This window comes from Agrobacterium sp. CG674 (genome assembly GCF_053521645.1).
This window is the reverse complement of sequence record NZ_JBNWDZ010000005.1, coordinates 309,333-333,656: the sequence shown is the minus strand read 5'-3', so window position 1 is coordinate 333,656 and position 24,324 is coordinate 309,333. Positions and strand designations below refer to the sequence as shown.

Genomic DNA, 24,324 nt, shown 5'->3' with positions numbered 1-24,324 from the left:
GTGGAACCAGCAGGAATGGCAGAGTGGACTTGATATCGCTGACTCCGGAAGAATGGACGGCCATTCGTTTGAGCCTCTGGGTCTCAACCATTGCCATGCTGGCCAGCCTTCCATTCGGGATTGCGACAGCCTATGCGCTGGCGCGCGGACGGTTCTGGGGAAAATCCATTCTGAACGGCATTGTCCACCTACCGCTTATCCTGCCGCCTGTCGTCACAGGCTTTGTGCTTCTCATTCTGTTCGGGCGCAGGGGCGTTATCGGCCAGTTTCTCGACCAACATTTTGGCATCGTGTTTTCCTTTCGCTGGACCGGTGCGGCATTGGCCTGCTCCGTCATGGCGTTTCCGCTGATGGTCCGCTCGATCCGCCTCTCGATTGAAGCCGTGGACCGCAAGCTGGAGGAAGCTGCGGGCACGCTCGGAGCGAGCCCGCTCTGGGTGTTTCTGACGGTGACTTTGCCGCTGACGCTGCCCGGCATCATTGCGGGAATGATCCTGGCCTTTGCCAAGGCGATGGGAGAATTCGGCGCGACCATTACCTTCGTGTCCAACATCCCCGGTGAAACACAGACATTGTCTGCTGCCATCTACACTTTCACGCAGGTACCCGGCGGTGATGCAGGCGCGCTTCGGCTGACATTCGTTGCCATAGCTATATCCATGCTTGCTTTGCTAGCCTCTGAATTTCTGGCCCGATGGATTGGCAAAAAGGTCAGTGCGGAATGAGCCTCCATCTCGACATAGAACACAGGCTTGGCACCTTTACCTTGGCAGCAAAGCTGAACGCTGGACCCGGCGTCACCGCCCTGTTTGGCCGGTCCGGGTCTGGCAAGACCTCTCTTGTCAGGATCATAGCGGGTTTGACCAAGCCGCAACGGGGCGTGCTGGAGCTGGATGGCGAAGTGCTGGCCGATAGCGCGCGACACATATGCATTCCCTGCCATAAACGCCGCTTCGGCTATGTCTTTCAGGAAGCGCGTCTTTTTCCGCATCTGACCGTCGAGCAAAACCTGCATTATGGCCGCTGGTTTTCACATGCGTCGACAAAGCCTGCTGAAAGTGCAGACATCATAGAGATGCTGGGCATCGGCAGCCTGTTGAAACGGAGGCCGGAAAATCTCTCAGGTGGCGAAAAGCAGCGGGTCTCCATTGGCCGCGCACTTCTCTCCTCCCCGCGCCTGCTGTTGATGGACGAACCACTGGCCGCGCTCGATGAGGCCCGCAAGGCGGAGATCATTCCCTATCTGGAGCGATTGCGTGACGAGACGAAAATCCCGATCATCTATGTCAGCCATTCGATCACCGAAGTTTCGCGTCTGGCAGACCGGATTATCGTGCTGAAGAACGGGCGCGTGGAGATCGATGGTCCCGCCGCAACCATTCTCTCCCGCCCGGCCTTCAGCACCCACCTTGAGCGCCGCGAAGCGGGCAGCATTCTCTCAGGCACCATCGAGGCTTTCGACAGGGAACACGGTCTTGCCACCCTTCGTCTCACCAGCAAGGCCTTGCAGGTGCCGACCCAATGGGCTGAGGTTGACCGGGCCGTTCGTGTTCACATTCCAGCGCGGGACGTGATGCTGGCAACCGTCAGGCCGGAGGGCCTGAGCGCACTCAACATATTGGAAGGCTCCATCGCAGAGATCATGCCCGCATCCGACGGCATGGTCATGGTCCAGACGGATTGCGGCGGCGATATCATCCAGTCGCGCATCACGCAGCTTTCGGTGGAACGGCTGCGGCTTAAAGCGGGAATGCCGATCTTTGTCATCGTCAAGTCGGCAGCATTCGATCCTTATTGAGGTGTCTCACGGCGATTGGCTTCCAGCCATTCCATATCACCTTTCAATGCCTCGACGACACGCTGCTCCATATCCCGGCAGCGGGCCAAGAGCTCTTCGCCAAAAGGGGTCAAGCCTGCGCCACCGCCCTGCTTGCCGCCCCGTTGAGATTCGATGACCGGCTGATGGAACATGTGGTTCAGCGCATCCACCAGCAGCCACGCACGGCGATAGGACATGTCCATGGCACGGCCAGCGGCGGAAATCGAACCCGTTGATACAATCAGCTCCATCAGTTGGACCTTGCCGCGTCCAAGCCGGTCATCAGGCGGGAAATCGATGCGCAGGACAGGTTTGAGTGGAGCCCTCACGGCGCTGTTGCTCATCTCGGATCCGCTCCGAAGCGATCTCGCCAGGACCGCTGCGCACCCTCATGCGGCAGTGCCATGGCCTCAAACACACCACGTGCGATGGCGCGTGCCATAACGAGGGTTGCCAGATGGCAAAGTTCGAGAAAATCTGCTGGACCGGTCAGGGCCTTGCGGCCGGTAGCCGCCGCAAACATGGTGTCGCCATCGCTGGACAGATGCGATGGCAGAACGGCGCGCGCCAGACCGGTATGGGCCATGATGGAGAGGCGATGCACTTGCGCCTTGGAGAGGACGGCATCGGTCACCACAGCGCCGATCGTGGTGGCGGTGAGTGTCACGCCCTTGATCTGCATGGCCACATCGGCATCCGTAAAGGCTGGCGGCATGCCAAGCCCGCCGAACTCATCGCCTCTCTCAAAAGGTGCCGCCCAGAAATGATGGCCGCTTCCAACAGTGGCAGAGCCGAGCGCATTGACGGCGACGATGGCCGCAATTCTATGACCGGATGAGCTGACCGCGCTGGCAGAGCCCAATCCACCCTTGACAGTCGCGGTGGTCGCGCCGGTTCCTGCGCCAATGGTGCCGAGCGCAAAGGGATCTTTTGATGCGGCCTTGAAGGCCGAATAGCCCATGTCGCGGTAAGGAGAATGCAGGCCCCAATCCTTGTTTCCGCCATTCAGAAGATCCATCAGAATGGCTTGCGGCACAATGGGAACGCGGGTGGGGCCGACCGCAAAACCCCGGCCAAGCTCCCGCAAGCCGGATTGAACGCCGCCTGCGGCATCCAACCCGAAAGCCGACCCGCCTGATAGAACGAAAGCATCCACGGTCTCAACCGTCATGCAAGGATCAAGCAGAGCGGTGTCCCGACCGCCGGGCGCGCCTCCCAGAATGGAGCCGGATGCGATGGCCGGTTCATCGAACAGGATAGCGGTGACGCCGGATCCCAGAACGAGATCAGTTGCATGACCAACGGACACGCCATCAATATCAGTCAGAAGATTGTGCAAGAGCGGGGCCCTCCATGGTTTTCCCGGTATCCCGCTCTTAGCCCCTCATTGTCAACGCATCACGAAAACACAGCCGTTCCAATGACGGGCGTCGATGGAACAGCCATGTCGCGCGGCTCAAGCAGACCTGAAAGAAAGCCTTCCCGACCGGCAGCAACTGCTTTCGCAAATGCGCCTGCCATGATGACCGGGTTTCCGGCACCCGCCACCGCCGTGTTCAAAAGCACGGCATCATAACCCAGCTCCATGACGGCAGTTGCATGAGAGGGGCGACCGAGCCCGGCATCCACGATCATCGGCACATCTGGAAAATGTGCACGCATGGCGCGCAATGCCGTGATATTCAGCGGACCCATCGCACTGCCAATCGGCGCACACCAGGGCATCAGCACCTTGCATCCCGCGTCAACAAGCTTTTCGGCCACGACAAGATCATCGGTCGTGTAGGGGAAGACATCAAAACCTTCATCCACCAGAATGCGCGCCGCCTCCACCAATGCGAAGACATCCGGTTGCAGCGTGTCGTGATGGCCGATCACTTCAAGCTTGATCCAGTTCGTCTTGAAGACCTCGCGGGCCATTTTCGCCGTCAGCACCGCTTCCTTAGCCGTGTGGCATCCCGCCGTATTGGGCAGAACGAGGCGATCCAGCTCGCGGATCATCTCAAAAAACTGCCCGCCGGTCTTTCCACCCGCCGTTTCCCGGCGCAGCGAAATGGTCAGAATATCCGTTCGGCTGGCGCGGACGGCATCCGCCAGAACCGAAGGTGACGGATAACGGGCTGTGCCCAGAAGCAGTCTCGAGCTGACCTCACGTCCATAAAGCGTCAACATGTTTTATCCTCCCTGCATGGGTGAGAGAATTTCGATCCGGTCGAAATCCTTGAGATGAAACCCGTGCCGATCTTCGGCATGAACCAGATCGCCATTGACGGCTGTTGCCAGCCAATCACCCTCATAGTCGAGGCTTGCCAGAAGCTGAGACAGGGTGTCGGCGCTGAGATCATGCTCTTGCCCATTGACGAGAATTTTCATGGGAAACCTCCTTATCTCCAAGAATATCTGCGGCCTTGATGGCCATGGCGGGTGAAAGCAGAAAGCCGTGACGGTGCGCACCATTGATGAACAGCGTATTTCCGCTCCGGGTGACGGACGGGAGATTGTCCGGAAAGGCGGGGCGGATGCCGGTGCCGGTCTCGACAATCTTGGCTTCCGCAAAGGACGGATGAAGCGCATAGGCGGCGTTGAGAAACTCCATCATCGACCGCGCCGAGATCGGACCCGCATCCTCGGTTTCGATCATGGTCGCACCCACCATGAAACGCCCCGGCTCACGCGGCACGACATAGAGAGGGATGCGGGGATGCAGCAGACGCACGGGGCGCGAGAGCGCGATATCAGGCGTGGCAAGATAGAGCATCTCACCCCTGACACCGCGAAGCTTTGCCAGCGAACCGAGCTGAGCATGGCCCGTGCAATCGACAATCCTGTCGAATCCCGTTTCAGCGATGGCGTCTCTACCCAGATGAAAAGCCACGCCCATCGACATCAGCCGCTGCTGCAACGCGGCGATGGCCAGTCTTGGATCAAGATGACCTTCGCGCTCGAAGAAAAGCCCATGGCGGAAGCGCCCACCAAGATCGGGCTCCAATGCGGCAATCTCCTCCTCGCCGACGCTGCGATGCTGGCTCGTGCGCGCGGCAAACCGGGCAAGTTCCGATTTGTCGCGTGCCGGGGCAACGACCAGCGTGCCGTTGCGCACGACCAGACCCGGCGTTGCCTCATCCCACCAGTCCAGCGCGGAACACCCAAGCCGGATAACGGCCTCATCGGCGCTTTCCCGCTCGCACCAGGGCGCCAGCATGCCACCGGCATACCAGGACGCACCGTGCCCCGCCTTCGCTGCGGTGTCATGCATCTCCACCGACAAACCGCGCCTGGCCATTTCCAGAGCGGCCGTCAGGCCCATGACGCCCGCTCCTTTGATGAGAATACGCATCTCACTCACCAGCGACGGGCGTATCGAGCGGCATATAGAGGCTGCCGCCCTGCTTGAATTTCTCCGCCATGGCTTCCAGCCCTTCCTTCTGCGCCTCGGCGCGGATGTCATGGGAGATGCGCATCGAACAGAATTTGGGACCGCACATGGAGCAGAAATGCGCAACCTTATGCGCTTCCTTCGGCAAGGTCTCATCATGGAAGGACCGGGCCGTTTCCGGGTCCAGCGACAGGTTGAACTGATCCTCCCAGCGAAATTCAAAACGCGCGCGGGACAGCGCGTTGTCGCGGATCTGCGCGGCGGGATGGCCCTTGGCCAGATCGGCTGCATGGGCGGCAATCTTGTAGGTAATCACACCCACCTTCACGTCGTTGCGATCCGGCAGGCCCAGATGCTCCTTCGGGGTGACATAGCAAAGCATGGCGGTACCGAACCAGCCAATCATCGCGGCTCCGATGCCTGACGTGATGTGGTCATAACCCGGCGCGATATCGGTCGTCAGCGGCCCAAGCGTGTAGAAGGGCGCTTCTCCGCAGACCTTCAGCTGCTTGTCCATGTTTTCCTTGATCTTGTGCATGGGCACATGACCCGGACCTTCGATCATCACCTGACAATCTTTCGCCCAGGCAATCTGCGTCAGTTCCCCCAGCGTTTCCAGCTCGGCAAATTGCGCGGCGTCATTGGCATCGGCAATCGAGCCCGGACGAAGACCATCACCCAGCGAGAAGGACACATCATAGGCGCGGCAAATGTCGCAGATCTCTTCGAAATGCTCGTAGAGGAATGATTCCTTATGGTGGTGCAGACACCACTTGGCCATGATCGAGCCGCCTCGCGACACGATGCCGGTCACGCGGTTGACGGTCAGCGGAATGTAGTGCAACCGCACCCCGGCATGGATAGTGAAGTAATCGACGCCCTGCTCGGCCTGCTCGATCAGCGTATCGCGGAAAACCTCCCAGGTCAGGTCTTCGGCAATGCCACCCACCTTTTCCAGCGCCTGATAGAGCGGAACTGTTCCAATCGGCACCGGTGCGTTGCGGATGATCCATTCGCGGATGTTGTGAATGTTGCGACCGGTCGAAAGGTCCATCACCGCATCGCCACCCCAGCGGATAGCCCAGACCATCTTGTCGACCTCATCCGCCATCGATGATGTGACAGCGGAGTTGCCGATATTGGCATTGATCTTGACGAGGAAATTGCGGCCGATGATCATCGGCTCGGCTTCCGGGTGGTTGATATTGGCGGGAATGATCGCCCGGCCTGCCGCCACTTCCTGCCGCACGAATTCCGGCGTGACGTAATCGGGAATGTGAGCGCCGAAACTTTCGCCATCTCGAACCAGCTTTTCCTTTGCGGCTTCGCGGCCAAGATTTTCGCGGATCGCGACGAACTCCATCTCGGGCGTGATGATCCCTGCCCGCGCATAGCCCAATTGCGTAACGGCCTTGCCGTCTTTCGCCCGCAGCGGCTGGTTTCGCACGGGAAACTCAGGCGTCAGCCTTTCGCCTGTCGCAAAGCCGTTATCCTCAGGTTTGACGTGTCTGCCCTCATAGGCCTCCACATCCCCCCGAGCCACGGCCCAGGCGTGGCGAAGGCGCGGCAAACCACCTTCGATGTCGAGGACATGTTTGGGATCGGTGTAGGGACCGGAAGCGTCATAAACCGTGACAGCCGGCTCACCCGCTGTGGGGTGAAGGGCAATTTCGCGCATGGGAACGCGGATATCAGGGTAAAGCACGCCCGGCCTGTGAACCTTGGTCGAGGCGGGAAGCGGACCTGTGGTGACTGTGGGGGTGATGGTCTTGGCAACAATGTTCATCGTGAGGCTCCAAAGCAAAAGAGTTGGAGACCCAGTTCGAGCATGAAAGACGAAAAACCACGGGCAAACGGATGTAAGACGTGATCCGTAGCAGCCAGGCTGCTTTTTGCGCGTGTGCACCGTCCCTACGCCAGTATGAACTGGATCAGGTTCAACGGGTCACTGCGCATCGTAGCAGTATCTCAGCCCCTTGACGGGACACCCCTGGTGAATGCGCCAATGAGAAACCCGTGGGCACGATTTGTCAAGGCGTTACCAAATTTGCGCCGAAATCAAACGTCGTCACAAGAAATTAACCTAGCCGTTTATTCCAATTTTATTTTTTACAACGTAATTCCGATATTGAGCTATGATCGCGCCTACTCGACTGGAGACTACTTGAAATGAATTCAATTATTCGTGAAATACTTTCGAAATTCGGTCAACTTCCTGTTCCCGTTGATACAATCGCAGATGAAGCAGATCTTTACGCTGCGGGACTTTCTTCCTTTGCCTCGGTGCAGCTGATGCTCGGACTGGAAGATGCTTTTGATATCGAGTTTCCAGACAGCATGTTGAACCGAAAATCTTTCGCCAGCATTTCCGCAATCGAAACCACCGTAAAAGCCATTCTTGATGGAAAAGAGGCTGCCTGATGGACCTGTCCGTGGCCACAAGTGACGCAACGCTGTCTGTTCGAGCAAAGCGTGTGGCCGCAATCGCTGCACGATACGCAGACGATGTCGATCAAGCGGGGCGCTTTCCAAAAGAAGGGATCGCTGCCCTTCGACAAGAGCGCCTGCTTGGCATTCAGGTTCCCGTCCATCTGGGCGGCGAAGGCGCAAGCCCAAGCGAAATCACCGATGTCTGCTGCACGCTGGGGCAGGCCTGCTCCGCGACAGCAATGATCTTTGCCATGCATCAGATCAAGGCATCGAGCCTTGTCGAGCATGGGGAAGAAAGCGAATGGCACAGCGCCTTCATGCGCCGCATGGCCGATGAGCAATTGTTGCTGGGTTCGGCAACCACGGAAGGCGGCATTGGCGGAAATCTGCGCAACTCCATCTGCGCGATTGACGTAGATGGCGACCATTGCCGTCTTGAGAAAGACGCGACAGTCATTTCCTACGGCAGCGAAGCCGATGCAATCCTGATCACCTCCCGCGCTCATGCCGATGCTGCGCCAACAGACCAAGTGATGACGGTGTTCCTGAAACACCAGTACAGCCTTGAAAGAACCCATGTCTGGAACACGCTCGGCATGCGTGGCACCTGCTCCGATGGCTTTCTGTTCAAGGGAGAAGCACCGTCGCAGCAGATTTTCCAGAAACCCTTTGCCGAAATCGCCGCGCAGTCCATGCTTGCCACATCGCATCTTTTCTGGAGCGGCGTCTGGTACGGCATTGCGGCTGATTCTGTTGCCCGTGCGCAGGCTTTCGTTCGCGCTGCGGCCCGTAAATCGCCCGGTGTAGCGCCTCCTGGTGCAATTCGTCTGGCAGAGGTTTCCAACAAGCTGCAAATCGTCAAATCGAACATCATCGCCGGTCTCAGGGCCTACGACCAGACCAAGGACTACCCTGAGACACTCATGTCCATGGCTTTTGCCATCGCCATGAACAATGTGAAGATCTGCTCGTCCGAAACCATTCTGGAAATCATCAACCATGCCATGCTGATCTGCGGCATCATGGGCTACAAAAACGGGACGCCTTACAGTCTCGGCAGACATTTACGCGATGCGCATTCAGCGCAGCTCATGATTTCAAACGACCGCATATTGGGCAATTCTGCCAATCTCCTGCTCGTTCAGAAGCAGGACATCAGCCTTTTGGGATAAGACCATGGACATGCAGACTTCCTTTCTCGATCGCCTGTTCGACAAGGGACTTTTGATCGATACCGGCGTGGACGGCCTTTATGGTCGCAGCGGCCAGTTCGAAGACGTCATCGTTGCTTTCGAGCGGTTGATCGACAGGGTCGGTGGCCCTGATAAGGCCGAAGCCATTCGCTTCCCGCCCGGCATCAACCGTGCCTATTTCGAAAAAAGCGGCTACATGAAGAGCTTTCCGCAGCTGGCGGGAACCGTGCATTCCTTTTGCGGCTGCGAGCTTGATCATGTCAGCCTGCTGAAAAGCATGGATGACGGCACCGATTGGACCAAGGACCAGAAGGCGACCGACATCGTTCTGACACCGGCGGCCTGCTATCCGCTCTATCCAACGATTGCCAAGCGCGGAGCCCTACCGGCAGCCGGTGGCCTTTACGACATCCAGTCCTACTGCTTCCGCCACGAGCCGTCCAAGGACCCTGCCCGCCAGCAGCTTTTCCGCATGCGGGAATATGTTCGCATGGGCACGGAAAGCGACGTCACGGAATTCCGCCAGCTCTGGATGGATCGCGGCGTAGAGATGATGGAGAAGGTAGGCCTCGACGTGAAAATCGACATTGCCAACGACCCGTTCTTCGGACGCGCAGGCAAGATGCTGGCCAACAACCAGCGCGACCAGAACCTGAAATTCGAGCTGTTGATTCCGGTCACGTCTACCGAGAACCTGACAGCCTGCATGAGCTTCAACTACCATCAGGATGCTTTCGGCGCGAAATGGGGCCTCAACCTCAGCGATGGCGCGGTGGCACACACGGCCTGCGTAGGCTTTGGCCTTGAACGCATTGCGCTGGCGCTGTTTGCAAAACATGGTCTGGATGTGGACGCATGGCCGCAGCCGGTGCGCGACACGCTTTGGGGCTAAGGCTGGCATGACAAGTATTTTTCCGGCTTTGGACGCTGCACATTATGGTCCCCATCCGCTTCACTCACTGGAGCGGATGTGGCCGGAAACGAACTGCTATGTCGACCTGTGGATCGAGCTTCTGGCCTCCAGCGGATATGCGCCGGAAGCTATGCTCGGCTTCACCCTGACCCAGGATTTTGAAGGAGACCAGTTCACCTTCTTCAAGGTGCCGCTGGAAGATCTCGACGCGCTCTACGGCATCCGCGTAAGCGAACTTGCGATATTCGACAGGCTCGAAAACCACATCGCCGCGCAGTTGCAGCGCGGCCGGATCTGCCTCATCGAGATGGACAGCTTCTACATGCCCGATACAAAGGGTGTGGGATATCGCCAGGACCATGGCAAGACGACGGTTGCCATCAACCGGATGGATCTTGAGAACCGCAGGCTCGAATATTTTCACAATGGCGGTTATTTCGCGCTTCAGGATGACGATTTTTCAGGCATCTTCCAACACCATCTTGGAGATACCGACCTGCCTTTCCTGCCCTACACCGAATTCGCGAAATTTCCCGACGTTGCTGTCTCGGAGACGGAAACACGTAAAGCGGCTGAGCGTCTGCTGGCGCACCACTTCGCACGGCGACCTAAGCACAACCCCATCAAAGCCTTTGCGGCTGTTTTCCCCGCTCAGGTGGAACAGGTCGCTGACCGGCCATTCGGGTTTTTCCACAAATACGCCTTCAACACGCTGCGCCAGTTTGGTGCCAATTTTGAACTGGCGGCCAGCCATCTGGAGTGGATGGGCGGAGAAGCACGGTTTGGCGAAGCGGGCGCGCACGCATTACGTATATCCGAAGTGGCAAAGTCAGTGCAGTTCCAGCTTGCTAGAGCCATTGCGCGCCGCAAGTTCGAACCACTTGCCACCGCGCTCGACCCCGCTATTGCCGCTTGGGACGAGCTGATGGGCGCACTGGAGGCAACTCTGGCTACGACAAGCGAGGCGGCGTGACAGCGCCATCCGCCATGGTCCAACCAGCTGAGGAGCTGCTGAGCGAGGGCTGGACCCTGACGCTGAGCGACAGTGGTGCCTTCGAAACGCCGGCAGATATTCCACCTGATATCGATACCCTATCCGCGCCCGTCCCCGGCACCGTAGCGCAGGCGCTGGAAACCATCGGGCAATTCGACCGGCAAAATCCAAGGCCGCTTGACCGCCACGACGCATGGTACCGGCTGACCTTGATCTGCGATCAAGCCGGCCCCGCCATTCTGCGCTTCCATGGTCTTGCGACAATTGCGGAGATTTTCATCAACGGCGAACGCCTCGCGCAGTCCACCAGCATGTTCGAAGCGCTGGATGTTCCCTTCGCACTGACCGGCGCGGATGAAATCGCGGTCTGTTTCCGGGCTCTTGCGCCCCGTCTGGATAAAACCGGGCCGCGTGCCCGTTGGCGCCCGCAAATGATGAGCTCGCAAGGCCTGCGGCTGATTAGAACAACGGCGCTGGGTTACATGCCCGGCTGGTGCCCTGAGATCCACACTGTCGGCCCCTGGCGCGCCATCAGCCTGATAAGAGAGCCTGCTTTCGAACTGCTATCACTGAATACAGAGCTGACCGCCAACGGCACCGGCCTTCTGCGGGCGGCACTGCGCATCAACACTCCAGCGTCAGCCGCCACCGTGACATGCAACGGCGTTACCACGACGCTCATCTCTCGTGGCGATAACGTGGTCGAGGGCACCCTCAGCCTTCCCAATATTACGCCATGGTGGCCCGCCACCCATGGCAACCCCACGCTTTTCGATGTCCATCTGAACATTGACGGGCAAACATATTCACTCGGCAAAACAGGCTTTCGCCGGGTCGAGATCGACAAGGGTGAAGAAGGCAAAAGCTTTGGCCTGCACATCAATGGGCAGCCGTTTTTTTGCCGCGGTGCCGTCTGGACAAATGCCGATATTGTTCGACTGCCGGGCAGCCGAAAAGATTATGAGCCCTGGCTTCGGCTCGCCGCGGAAGCGGGCATGAACATGATCCGCATTGGCGGCACCATGGCCTATGAGACCCCCGAATTCTTTCAACTTTGTGATGAACTCGGCGTAATGGTCTGGCAGGACATGATGCTGGCGAATTTCGATTACCCGGCAAAGGATGAGGCTTTCCTTGCCCATATCGAGGCCGAAGTCAGCCAGCTTCTGCGTGCGACCAGCCTGTCACCGTCTCTTGTCGTCCTGTGCGGTGGCAGTGAAATGTACCAGCAGGCGGCCATGCTCGGTCTTTCCGAACAATTCTGGAAAGGGCCGCTCACCGAAGAGATACTGCCGGGCCATGTCGCGCGTCTTCGCCCCGATATCGTCTATGTTCCCAATTCGCCATTCGGTGGAGCTCTGCCGTTTTTCCCGAATGCGGAAGTCGGCCATTATTATGGTGTGGGCGCCTATTGCAGGCCGCTGGAAGACGCGCGCCGTGCGGATGTGCGGTTTGCGGCAGAGTGTCTGGCTTTTTCCAACGTCCCACAGCAGCGCACGCTGGAAAAACACCTGCCAGCAAAACCTGTTCACGATCCCCTGTGGAAATCTCGTGTTCCCAGAGACCGGGGCGCATCCTGGGATTTCGAGGACGTGCGCGACCATTATCTCAAGCTTCTCTACGACGTCGATCCGGCAACGATCCGCCGCGAAAACGTCGATCTCTATCTTGATCTGTCGCGGGCAGTAACCGCCGAGGTCATGGAAGCCACATTTGCGGAATGGCGGCGTGTGGGTTCGCGGTGCCAGGGCGCGCTGGTCTGGACGTTGCAGGACCTGATGCCCGGTGCCGGATGGGGTGTGATCGACCAGACGGGGGAGCCGAAATCAGCCTGGTACGGGCTCAAACGCGCATTCCGGCCCGTGCAGATCAGTCTTCTCGATGAAGGCACCAACGGGCTTGATATCCACCTCATCAATGAACGCCATGAGAGCATCGATGTCGACGTGGAAATCACCTGTCTGCGCGATGGAATTCAGCCAGTCGTGACCGGCAAACGCAGCCTCTCGCTTGCGTCCCGCGACAGCACAGTCATCCCCGCGACCGACCTGTTCGGTGCGTTCTTCGACACGACCTATGCCTACCGTTTTGGCCCTCCATCCCACGACGTGACGGTCGCCAGATTGTTTGATCGCCTGTCGGGCGCGTTGATTGCGGATGCATTTCACTTTCCGTTGGGCAGGCGGCGCGCCCAGCATCAGGCAGCACTTCAGGCGACGGTGATGGCAGACGGCGATCGTCTTGTCCTTCACATCACCACTGACCGGTTCGCGCAGTCGGTGCACATTAAAGTGGATGGATTTCGTCCCGCAGATGACGGGTTTCACTTGAGCCCCGGACCCGGGCGCCACATCGAACTGATGCGATTGGATCCTGCACGGGAAGACATGGCCCACGGTGAAATTCGCTCTCTCGGCAGCAGCCACGTATTCCGTTTCTAGGGAATTGCGCTATAACGCGCTTATTCGAAAATACTTCTGCCTCACCAGGCCACGCCTGCCGAGGCGACATGCGTCGTCTTTTCTCTGCAAATACGCACATCCCATATTTGACCTGATACTATACCCAACCCAACAGCTGCTTTGACGCAACCCAAAACATTCAGTACCGTCCAGTTTCGGCAAGGCGCAGAAGTCCTACATGGAAAAAAATCTAACCCGCTACATCTGGAATCATACGCGGCGGCAACAGCTTTACATTTTGCTGATCGTCGCTCTGTCGATGATCCCCTATTTCCTCGCCTTTGATCTGCCAAAGCAGATCGTCAATGGACCGATCCAGGGCGATGGTTTCGAGGGCGTCAACTCCACCCAGCTTTTCATGCACCTAACGCTGGATCTTCCCTATATGGGAACGGTCACGCTTTTTCCCGGTATCGAGCTTTCGAGACTTGGCATGTTGATGGGGCTGAGCCTGACATTTCTGGCGCTCGTCATCATCAATGGCCTGTTTAAATTCTACATCAATACCTACAAGGGCCGCCTTGGCGAGCGCCTGCTGCGCCGCATCCGCTTTCAGCTGATTGAACGCGTTCTGCTGTTTCCGCCTTCCCATTTCAAACGTGTGAAGGGCTCGGAAATATCGAGCATGATTAAGGATGAGGTGGAGCCCCTCGGCGGCTTTACCGGCGATGCCTTCGTTCAGCCGGCGCTGCTTGGCGGCCAGGCATTGGCAGCGCTTTTCTTCATTCTCGTACAGAATTTCTGGCTTGGCCTGATTGCCGCCTTCATGGCCGCGATCCAGGTCGGCATCATTCCGAAAATGCGCCGTCGCCTGATCGACCTCGGCAGACAGCGCCAGCTCAGCGCCCGTCAACTGGCAGGGCGTATTGGCGAAATGGTGGATGGCATCAGCACAATCCACGCCTTTGATACGTCCAACTACGAGCGGGCGGACGCCGCCCACCGACTGGGTGAAATCTTCAAGATTCGCTATGATCTCTACCAGTGGAAGTTCATCGTCAAGTTCATCAATAACTTCCTGGCGCAGCTCACGCCGTTCTTCTTTTACGCGCTGGGCGGCTATCTAACCCTCAGAGGCAGTCTTGATGTGGGCCAGCTGGTTGCGGTCATCAATGCCTATAAGGAGTTGCCTGGCCCCCTGAAGGAGCTGATAGACTGGGATCAGGCACGTCAGGACGTTCAGGTTAAATATGAGCAGGTGTTCGAGCAGTTCGATTCACCATCCATGATCGATGGAAAGATTCAGGCCCTGTCGCCGGAAGCGGCTGCGGCCATCACCGGACCTCTGGTCGTATCAGCGCTTTCACTGGATGACGACAGCGGAACACGCCTGCTGGAGCAGGCCACATTAACCATCAATCCTGGTGAAACCGTTGCGATTGTGGGCGGCGCGGGTGCAGAAGCGTTGGCTGATGCGTTGGGCCGAACATTATGGCCGACCTCAGGCAAAATCACTTTCGGGGACAAGGATCTCCACGAACTGCCGGAATCAATCACCGGACGGCGTATTTCCTATGTCTCCGCCGACACGTATTTCTTCCATGCAAGCCTGAAGGACAATCTTGTCTATGGCCTCAAACACGCCCCCTTGAAGCCGAAAGAATACGCCGGCGCGGAGCTGGAGCATAGAAAGTGGGAAATACGCGAAGCCAAGCTGGCTCAAAATCCCGATATCGACATCAACAGCGACTGGATCGATTACAAGTCGAGCCCCGCAGGCAGCGACGAGGAAGAGCAATTCCTGCAATCCATGCTGTCGGTTCTCGATACGGTTCAGCTATCGCCGGATATTCTGGAATTTGCACTACGCTCTTCGATTGACCCGTTGACGGATCTGCATCTTGCGGCCCGCATCGTTGAACTGAGGCAAGCGCTGCGTGCCGAACTGGACGCAGAAAACCTGAGCGGCCTTATCGTGCCATTCGAACCGAGCAGCTACAATGCTGAGGCAACGGTTGGCGAAAACATCATGTTCGGCACGTTGCGCGATGCCGATGCCTCCAGCCGTAAGATCATCAATAGCGATTACTTCCGCTCGCTTATGCGCGGCAGCGGCCTTTCCAACACACTCTTCGACATGGGCTATACGATCGCCGAAAACGTCGTTGAAATCTTCAGCGATCTTCCGCCGGATCATCCGTTCTTCCAGCAACTGACCTTCATGACCTCGGACGATATTCCCGGTTACCAGCAGATGCTGCAGCGTCTTCAGGGCAAGGGCTACGCCGATGCGACGGAAGCCGAGCAGCGTGCGATGATAAGGCTGGCTTTCTTCTATATCGAACCACGGCAGCGCTTCGGCCTATTGACGCAGGAGGTGATGGACAAGATCATCGAGGTCCGGCACATGTTCCACGAGAAACTGCCAAATGATCTGCGCAGCTGGATCGAGCCCTATGATCCAGAGCGATACGCGACATCGACGAGCCTTCTCGATAATATTCTCTTTGGCAAGATCAGCCACAGATACCCGGATGCCTCACGGCGCATCACCCGAATTGTTGCTGACGCCATGAAGAAGCAGGGGCTTTACGAGAAAGTGCTGGCAGTCGGTCTCGAATTCAATCTGGGCGCAGGCGGCAAGCGGCTGGGACCCTTGCAGCGGCAGAAGCTCAATCTGGCCAGAGCCCTGATGCGCAAGTCCGATTATTACGTTCTGAACCGTCCGCTTCCCGGCCTCGATCACCGGCTCCAGCAGGAAATCGTCGATAACGTCATCACCTTCCTCAAAAAGGATGGCGCGGACCCGGCCGTATTGTGGGTTCTATCCAACCCTTCCCTGTCGAAAATGTTTGATCGTGTCATCGTCATCAACCAGTCGTCGGTTGTCGCAGATGGAACATACGAGACTCTTGTGGAAGAAAACGGTACATTCAAGGAAATGATTGCAGCATAGTTTGCAAGAATGCTCAAACAGGAACACGAACAGGACAAGGCAATGCTTTTCAAAGACGAAATTCAGATGCTGAAACGCGTTCCCTTCTTCAGCGGAATGGAGCCCTCCAAGCTGAAGTTGCTGGCTTTTGCATCAGACCGCGTTTCCTACCATGCCGGAGATGAGCTTTTCCGGCAGGGTGATCTGGGCGATGCTGCTTATGTATTGTTGACCGGCAAGGTTGATGTCCTGATCGATTCCCCTTCCGGAGAGATAAAGCTGACCGAGATGAGCGGAAACGCCATCGTCGGTGAAATTGCCATTCTGTGCGATAGCGTCAGAACGGCAACGGTCCGCGCATCGACATCGGTGGAGGCCCTGCGCATTGGCAAGGAACAGTTTTTCAAGTTGATGTCGGATTTTCCGGATATCACCATCAAGGTCATGCGCGTGCTGGCCGAACGCTTAACGCAAACAACGAGCGAGCTGAGCAAGGCCAGATCGGGTTCTGGTGCCTAGAAGCCACATCATCCTCAAGCGCCCCCGAAGAAAAGAAAAATAAAAGTAGTACTCTTGTTATAAAACTGAAATGCTGAACGTACTAAAGCCAGAGCTCGTTATGTCTTCCGAGATCAACAGCTAAGCAAGAAGGATAACACGGCACCTATCGGAGGATAGCAAAGGTGTTCGTGGTGAATGGAGTGTACCATGGCGTTGCATTCCGGCGATCTTCGTCGGGACGATAAACAAGATTTTCGGGTCAAGATTTGGGGAGCACGGGGAACACTACCCGTCTCGGGGGACAAATTCCGGAAGTATGGCGGCAACACGATCTGCATCGAGGTACGATGCGGCAAGCATGTGCTTTTGTTTGACGCTGGATCAGGGCTTATGCCAGCTGGCCAGGCTTTGAAGGCCGAAGGCGTGAGTGACGTCAACATGTTCTTTTCGCATTGTCACTATGACCATATTGTTGGCTTCCCCTATTTCAAACCGTTCTTCAATCGCGAAAACGACGTGTGTATATGGTCTGGCCATCTGGCTGGTCAAAAAACCACGCGGGAAATGCTCGCCGAATTCATGAGCCCGCCATGGTTCCCCGCACCGCTGGACATTTGCTGTGCGCAAATCATCACGAAAGACTTCAAGGCAGGTGACGTGCTGGCCGTGCGCCCTGAATTGAACATCACCACCGGCATGCTGAGGCATCCCGGAAACGCCATCGGTTATCGCATCGACTGGCAAGGCCGCAGCTTTGCCATCATCACTGACACCGAGCACGAAGATGGCAAACTGGATAAGACCGTGTTGAAGCTCATCGACGGTGTGGACCTCTTTCTCTACGATGCGAGCTTTACAGACGCTGAGATGGACACATATCGCGGCTATGGCCATTCATCATGGCAACATGCGATCCTTCTGGCCAAGGAAGCAAAGGCCAAAAGCGTTGGCCTTATTCACCACGCCCCTTTCCGGACCGATGATGATCTGGATATCATCGAAACCGATGCAAAGAGAGAATTTTCAGGTGCATTTGCCGCGCGTGATGGTCAGACCTTGGATCTTTGAGCTGGTGTTGCCGCAGGTGTGAACGGCGTTGCGCCAAAAAACATGCCAACTAGATGATCCCTGGACTGTTCATCTTGGATCCTGAAGTTTAGCAGTGAGTAGCAATCGGCAGGGCAGTCTCCGCTCACCATTTGCTTGCAGCGAATACGGCGTGCCAACAGGAGACAGGAAGCATGATCAATATCGTGTCGGAAACGTCGCTCAGACGTGCGCGATTGCTGTCCGGCCTTATCATGCTCCTGTTCGTCTTCAGCCATCTGTCAAACCACGCATTGGCGCTGATCTCAATACAAACGGCAGAACAGGGTCGCTGGTGGTTCACTCTCATCTGGCTCAACCCCGTCAGCAGCGTGCTCCTCTACGGCTCGGTTCTCATTCACATCGGGCTTGTTCTGCGCGCAATCTATATCAGGCGCGCGCTGAAAATGCCTGCACGCGAAGCCCTGCAAATCATCATCGGGCTTGTCATCCCCTATATGATCATCGATCACGCCAGCGGTATTCGCCTGTCGCGCATGCTCTATGATATCGACACTGGTTACGAGATCGTCATTCGAAATTACTGGGTGCGTAATCCCAGCCTGGGTCTTTGGCACAGTATCGCGCTCGTCCTGATATGGGCGCATGGATGCCTCGGCGTATTTTTCTGGTTGCGTTACCGGGAATGGTACAAGCGCATCTCACCTTACCTGCTCACAATTGCCGTGCTGGTGCCTATTCTGGCGCTTCTGGGTTTTGCTGATGCGGGCAGGATCATGGAATATACACCGCCACCGCCGCGAATCATTCATCCCCATCAAGCGGACCTCGAAACGATCATCGACAGATTCAGAGTTTCCGCCAAGGTGCTATTTGGCGGGGCCGTGGTGCTGGTTTTCGCTCTTCGTGGCGTGCGCAGTTGGCGTCAACGATTGAATTCGTTTGAAATTCGCTATGACCACGGAGCTGTGGTGAAAGCCCCGGCCGGGCTCAGCATCTTGGAGGCAAGCAGAACGGGCGATGTCCCGCATTTTTCGGCCTGTGGCGGCAAGGGGCGGTGCTCGACGTGCCGCGTGCGTATCGTGAGCACCGATGGTACCTTGCCGGAGCCATCCAGCATGGAAAAAGCGACGTTGCAGCGTATCCATGCCGATACCGATGTGCGGCTCGGGTGCCAGCTTCGTCCAAAGCACAATCTGCGTGTGGCCCTGCTTCTGACATCAAGGCAACAGGACGATATTCCAGCCGATGGCGAGCCCATCCGCCCCGGCCGCGAAGAGGACATCGCGGTGATGTTTTGCGATCTGCGCAACTTCACATCGCTTTCGGAAGCGCGCTTGCCCTATGACATGGTGTTCCTGCTCAACCGCTACTTCACCGTTGTCGGCCAGGCGGTGGAACAGGCGGGCGGCAGACTGGACAAGTTCATCGGCGATGGCGCGATGGCGCTTTTCGGTCTGGACGGCAATGCGGAGACCGCAAGCCGAAACGCGCTCAAAGCCGCAGCGCTCATCTTGCAGAATATAGAAACACTGAACGAGGAGTTGGAAAAGCAATTTGCCGTCAAACTGCGCATCGTGGTCGGCATTCACGCAGGCCCGTCCATCGTCGGCGTCATGGGCTACGGGTCCGCGAAAACCCTGACCGCCATCGGCGATACGGTCAATGTGGCAAGCCGACTTGAAACGGCCGCCAAGGAATTCGACACCGCAATCGTGATTTCCGAGCCGGTTCTTCAGCAGTCGGGGCACGCGCCGGAAGACCTCCAGAGCCGCACCATTCCCATCAGGGGCAAAAGCACGCAGATGAAGGTTTTCCTGATCTCCGACAGCGAAAGCCGACGCTTTTTGTAAGGCTTAGATTTTACGGTAGAGGAAGTAACGGTCTGTCGGCACGGACGCCGGTACGGGAAGAGGATTGAGCGTCTTTTCCTCAAGGGGCAGCCCGCTGATTGACACGCCACCTTCGGCCAGCATTCCGGCAACAAGCTGCGGCAGCCATGTCAGTGTGACCGCATCCTTCTCAGGATAGCCCGTTCCAATATCGGCATGGACCAGCGCAGCCTCAATCCCGAGATAGGCCTGCGCCGTCTGAGCAATCTCACCGATCACCATATCTTTCTCATCCGGCACGGACGATGCATGCGCGCCCATGGCCCGATCAAAGGCGACGATCCGGCGATCTGGAAACAGCTCGCGCAGATGATTGAAGGTCCGCCCATTGCCAAGCCCGATTTCCATGATGGGGCCAGCTGGCAAATCCATATCGGTATGGACGTGGTTGAGAATATCCCGCTGTGCGCTCAGGCGGCGAATGAAGCTGTCTAGTCTGCTCATATCTTCTCCTGCCTCAGGCTTTGATGATGTGGCTGGCCACGATGCCGCGCTTGGCAAAGGCATTCCGCGTATCAATGATCAGCGGCGCCCATTCGCTGAGGCTCTGATAATCGACATTGTCGTGATCCGTGGCGATGAGAACCGCATCGAACCCGCTGATCGTCTGTTTGTCCCACGTCACCGATTTCATGCCGAGAAGATCGCCATATTCACGGGTTTTCGGTATCTCCGCGACATAGGGGTCGAAATAGGACGGCTGACCATGGCGCTCGGCAATCAGCTCGATGAGCTTGAGGGACGGGCTTTCGCGAATGTCGGGCACGTTCTTCTTGTAGGACAGGCCAACAATCAAAACGCGGGAACGGCTGAGCGCCTTTCCACTACGGACATCCAGCGCCTCGGCAAGTCGACTGACGATGTGGCGCGGCATGCCCGTATTGATCTGCCCGGCAAGCTCGATGAAGCGCGTCGGCAGGTCATATTCTCGTGATTTCCATGTCAGATAGAAGGGATCGATGGGAATACAGTGGCCGCCGAGACCCGGGCCGGGGTAAAAAGGCATGTAGCCAAACGGCTTCGTCTTAGCCGCATCGATAACTTCCCAGATATCGATACCCATTGCCTCGTAAACGACCTTCAACTCATTGACGAGCGCGATATTGACGGCGCGAAACACGTTTTCGGTAATCTTGACCGCCTCAGCCGTGGCATTGGTGGAGACAGGAACAACGGTTTTGACCACCGAGCCATAAAAGGCGATCATCAGTTCCGCAGCCTCGGCACCTTCGCCAGAAACCACCTTTGGAATTGTGGAGGTCTGGAATTCACGATTGCCGGGATCTTCGCGCTCAGGCGAGAAGCCAAGGAAGAAATCCACGCCCGATTTCAGGCCCGTCTTTTCCAGAATAGTCTTCACGATCCCGTCCGTCGTGCCGGGATAGGTCGTGGATTCCAAGACGACAAGCTGTCCGGGGCGAAGCGTTTTAGCGATTTCGAGACAGGTCTTCTCGACATAGGAAAGGTCGGGATCACGATATTTCGTGAGCGGCGTCGGCACGCAAATGGCAATGACATCGCAATCGGCCAGCTGCGCAAAATCGCAGGTCGCGACAAAGCCGCCATTGGCACGCGCTGCGTTCAAAACATCGTGTGGCACCGCCTCGATGTAGCTTTCACCGGCATCGATGGCCACGATCTTGGAAGGATCAATATCGAAACCCACCACTTTGAAGCCGGAATTGGCGATTGTCATGGCCAGTGGCAGGCCGACATAACCAAGGCCTATGACCCCGGCTTTCGCCTTTTTAGACCGGATGAGCTCAAGAAGCTGCTGTGCGTTTGAAGAGGAAGTCAAAGCTGATTGCGCTCCGCGCATGAAGAAAACATGCCCATCAGTTGGGTGAGAACAGACGCAGTGTCAAGGTTTGCCCTTCTCAAATCCCCCATTGACGAAGCCCCTGATCGCAAAGCAGAACTAGGTCATGAAAATCGCCTTCTACGCTCCCCTGAAATCTCCCGACCACCCCGTCCCCTCTGGAGACCGGCTGATGGCGCGTCTTTTGATGCAGGCCATGCGTATCAGTGGGCATGAGGTCGAGGTGGTATCGGAGCTTCGCAGTTTTCAGCGCGAACCTGAGGGCGGCAGAGATACGTTGAATGCAGCAGCCGACGCGGAAAAACACCGAATTGCCTCCGAATGGATGGGCGATGGAAAGCCGGATATCTGGTTCTGCTATCATCCCTATTACAAGGCGAGAGACCTTCTCGGACCCGAACTGTGTCAGCGTTTTGGCCTTACCTATGTGACGGCTGAAGCCTCCTATTCCCCCAAACGAAACAGCATGGGCTGGGCGCAGACGCAGGATGCACTTCTCGCTGATCTCAGTTTCGCCGCCACCAATATCTGCTTCACGTCAAGAGATTTCGACGGGCTTTCAAAGGCAGATCATGGCCTGCGCCTTGCGATGCTGCCACCCTTTATCGATGCCGCAACCTTTGCGAAACAAGTGCCCTCTCCCACTCGCTACCGTCTGGCCACCGTTGCGATGATGCGCCCCGGCGACAAGATGAGCAGTTACGCAACGCTGGCCGAGGCGCTCAAGCTGCTGCCAACAGAGCTGCCCTGGACGCTCGACATCATTGGCGATGGCCCGGAGCGGGAAAAGGCGCAAGACCTGTTTGGCGCGATCGATGCTGGCCGCATCGTCTGGCACGGGGAGCAGAGGCCGGAAGCCATCGCTCATATTCTCTCAAACGCCTCCATCTATGTCTGGCCGGGACATGGCGAAGCCTATGGGCTGGCCTATCTGGAGGCCCAGGCGGCGGGATTGCCTGTCATTGCCGAGAGGATCGCAGGCGTGCCAGAAGTCGTGAAAGACGGCGAGACCGGCATTCTGACGCAACCCGGCAATGTCAACGCCTATGCCGATGCGATCATCAAACTGATGACCGAAAACGAACTGCGACACGAAATGGCCCTCAAAGCACGCCACTTTGCCTGTGTCGAACGCTCTATTGAACAGGTCGCCATCATCTTGAATTCCATCCTCGAAAACCTGCCGAGCCAGCCATCATGACGGTCAAACTGCTCATCGAAACTCTGGATGATTTCGCCAGCAAGAATATCGTCGCAGATCTCTGGCTGCGCGATGACGATGCCACTGAGCCAAGCCCCGCCTTGGATCGATTGCTGGCGCTTTCAGAGCGCCATTCCGCACCGATGACACTGGCCGTCATACCGCACCCCACGGGTGAGGCGCTCGCAGATCGGCTTGAAAAGACACGCGAGATCGATGTGGCGGTCCATGGCTGGGCGCACCAGAACCATGCGGGATCAGACGAGAAGAAGCGGGAACTCGGCCTGCACAGACCGCTTGAAACCGTTACTGGTGAACTGGAAGCCGGGCTGCAGAAACTGCGGTCTCTGCATGAACAGCGTTTCGTGCCGATGCTGGTGCCGCCGTGGAACCGGATCGATCAGGCCGTCATCGAACAATTGCCGCAGGCGGGGTACAAAGCACTTTCGGTCTATGGACCTGAAACGCCCGACAGTCTTCCCCTGCTCAACACCCATGTTGATGTCATCGACTGGCGCGGAACACGAGGCGGCAAGGACCATGATGTGCTCTTCGCAGAAACTGCCGCACGCATCCGCCAGGCCCATGCGACCGGCGGCATGACGGGAATTCTGACCCACCATCTGGATCATGACGAAAGCGTCTGGGCTTTCCTGCAATCCCTGTTGAGTGTCACGACCAGCCACCCCAGTTGCCGCTGGCGGTCATCACGACAATGGCTTGCTGAATTACCATGATTTCCAGGCGATCAGCAGGCCATCACCATCCCCCCCGGCGCGCAATCTCACCGACTCGACAGCACTGAATGGCGCCCGATCCGGCAGCGTATCCACAACGAAATCCGCAGCCGCCAGCGTCACAGAGCCAGCCCTCGCCACGACGGTAAAGATCAACGGGCCGGTTGCCCACCACGCCGGTGCTTTCGGCAGCCTCTTCAATATGTCGGGGAAGGCATCCAGCATCCGGCTAAAGACCGGATGGCCGGGCGGTGCGGCGATGAAGGAATTGGCCAGAAGCAGGCTGCCCTGCCCGGTCTTGCGCGGCACCTCTTCACCAAATGCCGTCAGGCCGATCATCGGCAATGTGTCGAAGAAACTCACATCGTCCCGGGCGGGATAGAAATCGCAGTCGAGATAGGTTCCGCCGAACTTTAACAGAATGAGATAACGTGCCACGTCCACGGCACCGGGATAGTCGCCTTCCTCAAGCATTCTGGAAAATTGCGAGTTGGAGGTAATGCCCTCTCGCTCGAGATCGGCTTCACGCCACAGTCGATAGTCCAGCCCGTTGCGTTTGGCGTGCAAAGCCCAGGCCTGCGTCGATGCGGGAACCGGCTTGCTGCCGATCCATATCTGGTGAAGGATTTTCGGCACAGGCTCACGGTTCGCAGCCGCGATCATACGGCGATCTTCAACTGAGAAGCGGCCATAGGGTGCAAGAACTTCCGGCGGCGGCACCAGAAGATATTGATAGCCGGCGCGGCTCACCTCATCGCCCATCGCCTTGGCCAGCCGCAGATATGCCGAGTGAAGTCTGCGTGGCAGGCCGAATGCGGTTTCTTCCCCCATCAGGTGACGCTCTTTTTCTCCTGCAAGCAGGTCGAGAACCGAGCGGGCCTGCGCAAAATCACCCGCCGCCATCAGATCGCGCGCCTCAGCCAGCTTTTTATCGAAATATCGCTTATCAGCCATAGCGGCTTCCTTGGTTTAATAACTCGGACACATCTTCGATCTACATGTTTTTGTGCGACAGGCGACACAGAGAGCAAGCTTATATTTTCGCTGTTTCAAGAGCATAGACAG

The 24,324-nt window shown here is 57.3% G+C and carries 22 protein-coding genes and 1 riboswitch; of the genes, 13 read left to right on the top strand and 9 right to left on the bottom strand.

Translation table 11 applies throughout. From position 1 onward, the window contains the following. The first annotated feature begins 23 nt into the window (after window positions 1–23). On the top strand, window positions 24–725 hold the full coding sequence (gene modB, locus ACQZ51_RS16360; RefSeq protein ID WP_448778738.1) for a molybdate ABC transporter permease subunit: 702 nt from the start codon (window positions 24–26) through the stop codon (window positions 723–725). After that, on the top strand, window positions 722–1,798 hold the full coding sequence (gene modC, locus ACQZ51_RS16355) for a molybdenum ABC transporter ATP-binding protein (protein ID WP_448778736.1): 1,077 nt from the start codon (window positions 722–724) through the stop codon (window positions 1,796–1,798). Before modB ends, modC begins: the two co-directional genes overlap by 4 nt. Here modC and ACQZ51_RS16350 read toward each other — a convergent pair. The 6 genes from ACQZ51_RS16350 to thiC are packed head-to-tail and all read right to left on the bottom strand — an operon-like array spanning window position 1,792 to window position 6,981. Beyond that, on the bottom strand, window positions 1,792–2,163 hold the full coding sequence (locus ACQZ51_RS16350) for a winged helix-turn-helix domain-containing protein (RefSeq protein WP_448778734.1): 372 nt from the start codon (window positions 2,161–2,163) through the stop codon (window positions 1,792–1,794). The genes modC and ACQZ51_RS16350 overlap by 7 nt on opposite strands. Further along, window positions 2,160–3,158: a P1 family peptidase gene (locus ACQZ51_RS16345; RefSeq protein ID WP_448778732.1), complete on the bottom strand. Its 999-nt coding sequence runs from the start codon at window positions 3,156–3,158 to the stop codon at window positions 2,160–2,162. The genes ACQZ51_RS16350 and ACQZ51_RS16345 overlap by 4 nt, the downstream gene beginning before the upstream one ends. Window positions 3,159–3,217: 59 nt before the next feature. After that, the gene (locus tag ACQZ51_RS16340) at window positions 3,218–3,991 is read right to left on the bottom strand and encodes a thiazole synthase (RefSeq protein WP_448778730.1); all 774 of its coding nucleotides are present in this window, start codon (window positions 3,989–3,991) and stop codon (window positions 3,218–3,220) included. 3 nt (window positions 3,992–3,994) lie between these two features. Beyond that, window positions 3,995–4,192, bottom strand: a complete 198-nt coding sequence (gene thiS / locus ACQZ51_RS16335) for a sulfur carrier protein ThiS (protein WP_311273111.1) — start codon at window positions 4,190–4,192, stop codon at window positions 3,995–3,997. Then, window positions 4,161–5,156, bottom strand: coding sequence for a glycine oxidase ThiO (gene thiO, locus ACQZ51_RS16330; RefSeq protein WP_448778728.1), 996 nt, complete (start codon window positions 5,154–5,156; stop codon window positions 4,161–4,163). Before thiO ends, thiS begins: the two co-directional genes overlap by 32 nt. Before the next feature lies 1 nt (window position 5,157). Continuing rightward, window positions 5,158–6,981: a phosphomethylpyrimidine synthase ThiC gene (gene thiC / locus ACQZ51_RS16325; protein ID WP_448778727.1), complete on the bottom strand. Its 1,824-nt coding sequence runs from the start codon at window positions 6,979–6,981 to the stop codon at window positions 5,158–5,160. Between the two features lie 104 nt (window positions 6,982–7,085). After that, a riboswitch (TPP riboswitch) is annotated at window positions 7,086–7,197 on the bottom strand. A 167-nt stretch (window positions 7,198–7,364) separates the two neighbouring features. On the opposite strand from thiC, the gene ACQZ51_RS16320 reads away from it, so the two are divergent. The 9 genes from ACQZ51_RS16320 to ACQZ51_RS16280 all read left to right on the top strand — a co-directional run bounded on the left by ACQZ51_RS16320 (window position 7,365) and on the right by ACQZ51_RS16280 (window position 19,463). After that, window positions 7,365–7,616, top strand: coding sequence for an acyl carrier protein (locus ACQZ51_RS16320; protein ID WP_448778725.1), 252 nt, complete (start codon window positions 7,365–7,367; stop codon window positions 7,614–7,616). Then, window positions 7,616–8,797, top strand: a complete 1,182-nt coding sequence (locus ACQZ51_RS16315; protein WP_448778724.1) for an acyl-CoA dehydrogenase family protein — start codon at window positions 7,616–7,618, stop codon at window positions 8,795–8,797. Before ACQZ51_RS16320 ends, ACQZ51_RS16315 begins: the two co-directional genes overlap by 1 nt. Before the next feature lie 4 nt (window positions 8,798–8,801). Beyond that, complete coding sequence (locus ACQZ51_RS16310; protein WP_243257995.1) at window positions 8,802–9,710, top strand: amino acid--[acyl-carrier-protein] ligase; 909 nt, start codon at window positions 8,802–8,804, stop codon at window positions 9,708–9,710. Between the two features lie 7 nt (window positions 9,711–9,717). Next, window positions 9,718–10,704: a DUF1839 family protein gene (locus ACQZ51_RS16305; RefSeq protein ID WP_448778722.1), complete on the top strand. Its 987-nt coding sequence runs from the start codon at window positions 9,718–9,720 to the stop codon at window positions 10,702–10,704. Window positions 10,705–10,718: 14 nt separating this feature from the next. Further along, the gene (locus tag ACQZ51_RS16300) at window positions 10,719–13,166 is read left to right on the top strand and encodes a glycoside hydrolase family 2 protein (protein WP_448778797.1); all 2,448 of its coding nucleotides are present in this window, start codon (window positions 10,719–10,721) and stop codon (window positions 13,164–13,166) included. Window positions 13,167–13,365: 199 nt separating this feature from the next. Continuing rightward, the gene (locus ACQZ51_RS16295) at window positions 13,366–16,083 is read left to right on the top strand and encodes an ABC transporter transmembrane domain-containing protein (protein ID WP_448778720.1); all 2,718 of its coding nucleotides are present in this window, start codon (window positions 13,366–13,368) and stop codon (window positions 16,081–16,083) included. Between the two features lie 42 nt (window positions 16,084–16,125). Continuing rightward, window positions 16,126–16,581: a cyclic nucleotide-binding domain-containing protein gene (locus ACQZ51_RS16290; protein WP_448778718.1), complete on the top strand. Its 456-nt coding sequence runs from the start codon at window positions 16,126–16,128 to the stop codon at window positions 16,579–16,581. A 189-nt stretch (window positions 16,582–16,770) separates the two neighbouring features. Further along, on the top strand, window positions 16,771–17,631 hold the full coding sequence (locus ACQZ51_RS16285) for an MBL fold metallo-hydrolase (RefSeq protein WP_448778716.1): 861 nt from the start codon (window positions 16,771–16,773) through the stop codon (window positions 17,629–17,631). 173 nt (window positions 17,632–17,804) lie between these two features. Then, window positions 17,805–19,463, top strand: coding sequence for an adenylate/guanylate cyclase domain-containing protein (locus ACQZ51_RS16280; protein WP_448778714.1), 1,659 nt, complete (start codon window positions 17,805–17,807; stop codon window positions 19,461–19,463). Between the two features lie 3 nt (window positions 19,464–19,466). On the opposite strand, the gene ACQZ51_RS16275 is transcribed toward ACQZ51_RS16280, so the two are convergent. Together ACQZ51_RS16275 and ACQZ51_RS16270 are read right to left on the bottom strand one after the other, a co-directional pair. Then, window positions 19,467–19,946, bottom strand: a complete 480-nt coding sequence (locus tag ACQZ51_RS16275) for a class I SAM-dependent methyltransferase (protein WP_448778712.1) — start codon at window positions 19,944–19,946, stop codon at window positions 19,467–19,469. Window positions 19,947–19,959: 13 nt separating this feature from the next. Further along, entirely contained in the window at window positions 19,960–21,321 is a 1,362-nt protein-coding gene (locus ACQZ51_RS16270) for a nucleotide sugar dehydrogenase (RefSeq protein WP_448778710.1), read from the bottom strand. Between the two features lie 106 nt (window positions 21,322–21,427). Between ACQZ51_RS16270 and ACQZ51_RS16265 the strand changes: the two genes are divergently transcribed. Both ACQZ51_RS16265 and ACQZ51_RS16260 read left to right on the top strand, forming a co-directional pair. Continuing rightward, window positions 21,428–22,522 carry a glycosyltransferase family 4 protein gene (locus ACQZ51_RS16265; protein WP_448778708.1) on the top strand — a complete coding sequence of 365 codons (1,095 nt, stop codon included), beginning with the start codon at window positions 21,428–21,430 and terminating at the stop codon, window positions 22,520–22,522. Beyond that, window positions 22,519–23,259: a polysaccharide deacetylase family protein gene (locus tag ACQZ51_RS16260; protein ID WP_448778706.1), complete on the top strand. Its 741-nt coding sequence runs from the start codon at window positions 22,519–22,521 to the stop codon at window positions 23,257–23,259. The genes ACQZ51_RS16265 and ACQZ51_RS16260 overlap by 4 nt, the downstream gene beginning before the upstream one ends. Here ACQZ51_RS16260 and ACQZ51_RS16255 read toward each other — a convergent pair. Continuing rightward, a complete protein-coding gene (locus ACQZ51_RS16255; protein WP_448778704.1) occupies window positions 23,251–24,213 on the bottom strand; it encodes a glycosyltransferase family 32 protein in 963 nt (320 codons plus the stop codon). The two genes, ACQZ51_RS16260 and ACQZ51_RS16255, sit on opposite strands and share 9 nt — an antisense overlap. Window positions 24,214–24,324 lie beyond the last annotated feature (111 nt).

Excerpts from the sequence above, each read along its gene's own strand:
- modC (WP_448778736.1), top strand. The coding sequence starts at position 722 with ATGAGCCTCCATCTCGACATAGAACACAGGCTTGGCACCTTTACCTTG.
- ACQZ51_RS16260 (WP_448778706.1), top strand. The coding sequence starts at position 22,519 with ATGACGGTCAAACTGCTCATCGAAACTCTGGATGATTTCGCCAGCAAG.
- ACQZ51_RS16350 (WP_448778734.1), bottom strand. The coding sequence starts at position 2,163 with ATGAGCAACAGCGCCGTGAGGGCTCCACTCAAACCTGTCCTGCGCATC.
- ACQZ51_RS16340 (WP_448778730.1), bottom strand. The coding sequence starts at position 3,991 with ATGTTGACGCTTTATGGACGTGAGGTCAGCTCGAGACTGCTTCTGGGC.
- ACQZ51_RS16270 (WP_448778710.1), bottom strand. The coding sequence starts at position 21,321 with ATGCGCGGAGCGCAATCAGCTTTGACTTCCTCTTCAAACGCACAGCAG.
- thiC (WP_448778727.1), bottom strand. The coding sequence starts at position 6,981 with ATGAACATTGTTGCCAAGACCATCACCCCCACAGTCACCACAGGTCCG.
- ACQZ51_RS16255 (WP_448778704.1), bottom strand. The coding sequence starts at position 24,213 with ATGGCTGATAAGCGATATTTCGATAAAAAGCTGGCTGAGGCGCGCGAT.
- ACQZ51_RS16300 (WP_448778797.1), top strand. The coding sequence starts at position 10,719 with ATGGTCCAACCAGCTGAGGAGCTGCTGAGCGAGGGCTGGACCCTGACG.
- ACQZ51_RS16265 (WP_448778708.1), top strand. The coding sequence starts at position 21,428 with ATGAAAATCGCCTTCTACGCTCCCCTGAAATCTCCCGACCACCCCGTC.
- ACQZ51_RS16310 (WP_243257995.1), top strand. The coding sequence starts at position 8,802 with ATGGACATGCAGACTTCCTTTCTCGATCGCCTGTTCGACAAGGGACTT.
- ACQZ51_RS16285 (WP_448778716.1), top strand. The coding sequence starts at position 16,771 with ATGGCGTTGCATTCCGGCGATCTTCGTCGGGACGATAAACAAGATTTT.
- ACQZ51_RS16315 (WP_448778724.1), top strand. The coding sequence starts at position 7,616 with ATGGACCTGTCCGTGGCCACAAGTGACGCAACGCTGTCTGTTCGAGCA.
- ACQZ51_RS16280 (WP_448778714.1), top strand. The coding sequence starts at position 17,805 with ATGATCAATATCGTGTCGGAAACGTCGCTCAGACGTGCGCGATTGCTG.
- ACQZ51_RS16320 (WP_448778725.1), top strand. The coding sequence starts at position 7,365 with ATGAATTCAATTATTCGTGAAATACTTTCGAAATTCGGTCAACTTCCT.
- ACQZ51_RS16275 (WP_448778712.1), bottom strand. The coding sequence starts at position 19,946 with ATGAGCAGACTAGACAGCTTCATTCGCCGCCTGAGCGCACAGCGGGAT.
- ACQZ51_RS16290 (WP_448778718.1), top strand. The coding sequence starts at position 16,126 with ATGCTTTTCAAAGACGAAATTCAGATGCTGAAACGCGTTCCCTTCTTC.
- ACQZ51_RS16305 (WP_448778722.1), top strand. The coding sequence starts at position 9,718 with ATGACAAGTATTTTTCCGGCTTTGGACGCTGCACATTATGGTCCCCAT.
- thiO (WP_448778728.1), bottom strand. The coding sequence starts at position 5,156 with ATGCGTATTCTCATCAAAGGAGCGGGCGTCATGGGCCTGACGGCCGCT.
- ACQZ51_RS16295 (WP_448778720.1), top strand. The coding sequence starts at position 13,366 with ATGGAAAAAAATCTAACCCGCTACATCTGGAATCATACGCGGCGGCAA.
- thiS (WP_311273111.1), bottom strand. The coding sequence starts at position 4,192 with ATGAAAATTCTCGTCAATGGGCAAGAGCATGATCTCAGCGCCGACACC.